The following is a 3,196-nucleotide window of genomic DNA, read 5'->3' on the forward strand; positions in this document are numbered from 1 at the left end:
GGTTCGCATCCCGAGACTTAACCGGATCGGGATGCGAGCACTTATGTTATATTTTCGGTCGATGCTCCAACCGGCTTACTTGTCCTCGCTGGCGCGGAGCGAGTTGTGAATCGCCGTCGCTGCCTGCGCGGCCTGACCCATTGCAACGCTGATCTGATCGAGACTTTCGACGACATCGCCAGCCGCGTACAAACCGCTAACCGAGGTCTGTTGATGGGCGTCGGTGACAACGCAGCCGCCTTCGCCAAGCTTCACGCCGATCCCGGCGACGAGTTGCGTATGCGGCGAGGAGCCAAGTGCCGGATACAGGGTATCAAACGAGAGGCGACGCCCATCTGCCAGTCGAACCGCGATCTGATCGCCTTCGATCGATATCTGGTTCACCGCTTCCTTGATGACGTCGACACCGAGCCTAATAAGCCGCGCCTCATCCGGCCAGGAGAGTTCGGGCGAGCGCTGCGCCAGCAGCGTCACCCGCGCGCCATAGGGGCGGAGGAACTCGGCCTCGGCAGCACCATGATCGTCACAGCCCAGCACAGCGATATTGGCGCCCTTCGCTTCGTAAGCGTCGCACACCGGGCAATAGCGGATCAGGCCGCGCGCCAATGCAGCATCGTGCGACGCCTGAGGCATTGAAGGCCGGTGATTTCGGACGCCGGTCGCCAAGATCACGGTACGGCCTTGCCAGCTTGTCGTTTCCGTCGCGACGGAGAACCCGTCCTCGACGATCGCCAGGCGAACCACCTTGCCCTGCTCGATCGTCGCGCCGTAAGCCTGTGCTTGCCGTTTCATCCGCGATAGCAGATCAGCACCACCAATCCCGTCTGGAAAGCCCGGCAAATTGTGTGACCGCGGAATCGAACTCGCACGCCCCGCTCCCGCGTCGATGACGACACAGTTGCGTAGAAAGCGCCCGAGATAGGTCGCGGCCGTCAGTCCGGCGGGGCCACCGCCGATGATGATGCAATCCACGTTTTCCTGCGACGTCGACGTGTCAGCTGCTGTACGCATAAAGCCATTCTCCCAAGCCGGCTCTAGCGCGCGCTCTATTCACATTTACGTGCGCACGGCGTTCGTCCCTCACACGCCGGGTGTCGCGTAGGATGATTCCTGTCCCGAATACGCCCGGCAGTCGTCATCCAAGCAAAGTCGGATGGTGTCGCTGCGGCTACGCTTCCCGTACGAACAAGCTCGAACAGATCGGCGCGTCAGTGGCCGCCATGACCGCCGCCCCCACCATGACCGAAGCCGCCGCGATGGCCAAAGCTGCCACCGTGTCCATAACCACCGCCGTGAAGTCCGAAGCCGATCCCAATCGAACCATAGAAGGGCGACCCATAGCCGGGATAGCCATAATAGGGATCGTAATAGCCCCCGCCCCCCCGATAGCGCGCATTATATGCCAAATTTTGGGCGGGCACCGCGATCATGCAAGCTTGCACATTTTGCGCGGCTGGGCCGCCGGGTCCCCCGGGACCGGGCGTGGCTGGAGGCGCGTCCGGCGCTGACAAGGGCTGCGCTACGAAAGCTCCCGGCGTATTACACGGCACTGCGAAATAGGCGATGTTACGGCTGGGCGGCCCATAGGTCGCGCACCCGCCGAGCGCCGCTGCGAGTCCGGAAAGTGCCGAAAGCTTCAGAATCTGCGGTGACATGCGAAAGCCTCCATCGCTTGGGCCTGGATCACGATAGTCGCCAAGGCTGCAAGGCGCATGCACCGCCTCAAACGCTGCTGCGGATCCAGGCGCTGGCCGGAACCACCGACTGACCAGGCGCACCAGAACCGCTCATATTATTAAATACGCAATCGGCGGTGAAATCCCTCAAGGCACGCCGCCCAATCACTCCATCACTGCGAGCAGATCGTCGACCGTCGTGGTCGCGAACGCGGTGAAGCTGTCCGCCACTGCGTAGGGGAGCAGTAGATCGCGGCCGACGACGAGCGCGCCGCAGCTGTAGACGACATTAGGAACATAGCCGTCGCGCTGTTTAGGGCTGGGAGCCAGAACCGGGCGAGGCGTCCGCGCCAAAAGCTTCGAGGGGTCGTTTTTGTCGAGCAGGCAGGCGCCGATGCAGTAGTTGCGCACCGTGCCAACCCCGTGCGTCAAGACGAGCCAGCCCTCGTCCACCTCGATCGGTGAGCCGCAATTGCCCATCTGGACAAACTCCCACGGATACCGCGGCTCGATCAGCTTGGCGCCACCGCCCCAGTGGAGGATGTCGTCCGATCTCAGTAGCCAGATGTTCTTGTTGTCCTGGCGACCGAGCATCGCGAACAGGCCATCGATCCGACGGGGAAAAAGCGCCATCCCCTTGCCCAATGAGGCATCGCCGGTAAGCGCGCGCATCTCGAACGTTCTGAAGTCGGTCGTGGTCAGCAGCTCCGATCGCGCCTCCGCGCCGCTGAACGCAGTGTATGTACCATGGTAGGCGAATGTGCCGTCGCCTTCGTCAAAGCGGACCAGCCTGAGATCCTCGATCCCCTGGCGTTGGCTAGGCAGCACGGGAAACAGCACAGTTTCCGACAAGGTCTCGCTGCCGTCATACCGAAGCCGGGCGAGGTCGTCTGTATCGGCACGCTCGATAATGGGCTGCATCGACACCGAGCTGGGATCGTCCACAACCAGCGTGCCGCCCGGCTTCCACCGCCCCGTACGGAAGGTAACTGAAGACAGATGGCCCTCGCCGATCCCGCGCAGCGAGAGGATAAACCGAACCTCGCCATCGCCAACGTCGCTTTGGTCGGGATGCAGCACGGCGCTGGGATTGAACAACGCCGCGCTCTCATAGGCGTATTCCTGACTGAAATAGGCTCCGATCAGTCGGCGTCGCGCATCGTCGCAGCGATCGGCGCCGTCGAAGTGATCGGCGACCTCGTCAAAACGCCGCCGCAGCATCGTGTCGACGTCGCGGTGGTTCTCATCCAGGGACGCGGTGACGCCCTCCAGCTGACGGGTCAGCTCCGCCTCGCCGAGCGACAGGATCAGATTGACCGTTTCCTGAGTGCGGGTCGTGCCAGCGTCGAAACCTCGCGGATAGCCGGGCTCAAACGGCCTGACCAGGGTACGCGACGGGTCGGGCCGTAGCGTCACATGAGGAAAACGGAGCTTAGCGCGCTGGATCATGTCTGGCTTTCTCGAATTGCGGTATGTGAATGGGCGGGCTTGGCCATCAAAGCGGATCCTCGTGGAATCAT

At 62.5% G+C, this 3,196-nt stretch carries 3 protein-coding genes; all 3 read right to left on the reverse strand.

From position 1 onward, the window contains the following. Positions 1 to 75 precede the first annotated feature (75 nt). Positions 76 to 972, reverse strand: a complete 897-nt coding sequence (locus ACH0BU_RS17915) for an NAD(P)/FAD-dependent oxidoreductase (protein ID WP_500264463.1) — start codon at positions 970 to 972, stop codon at positions 76 to 78. A 236-nt stretch (positions 973 to 1,208) separates the two neighbouring features. Then, the gene (locus ACH0BU_RS17920) at positions 1,209 to 1,430 is read right to left on the reverse strand and encodes a hypothetical protein (RefSeq protein ID WP_010408734.1); all 222 of its coding nucleotides are present in this window, start codon (positions 1,428 to 1,430) and stop codon (positions 1,209 to 1,211) included. A 411-nt stretch (positions 1,431 to 1,841) separates the two neighbouring features. Further along, positions 1,842 to 3,125: a glycoside hydrolase family 130 protein gene (locus ACH0BU_RS17925; protein ID WP_010408731.1), complete on the reverse strand. Its 1,284-nt coding sequence runs from the start codon at positions 3,123 to 3,125 to the stop codon at positions 1,842 to 1,844. Positions 3,126 to 3,196 lie beyond the last annotated feature (71 nt).

Source organism: Sphingomonas olei (assembly GCF_045369765.1).
GTDB classification, from domain to species: Bacteria; Pseudomonadota; Alphaproteobacteria; order Sphingomonadales; family Sphingomonadaceae; genus Sphingomonas; species Sphingomonas panaciterrae.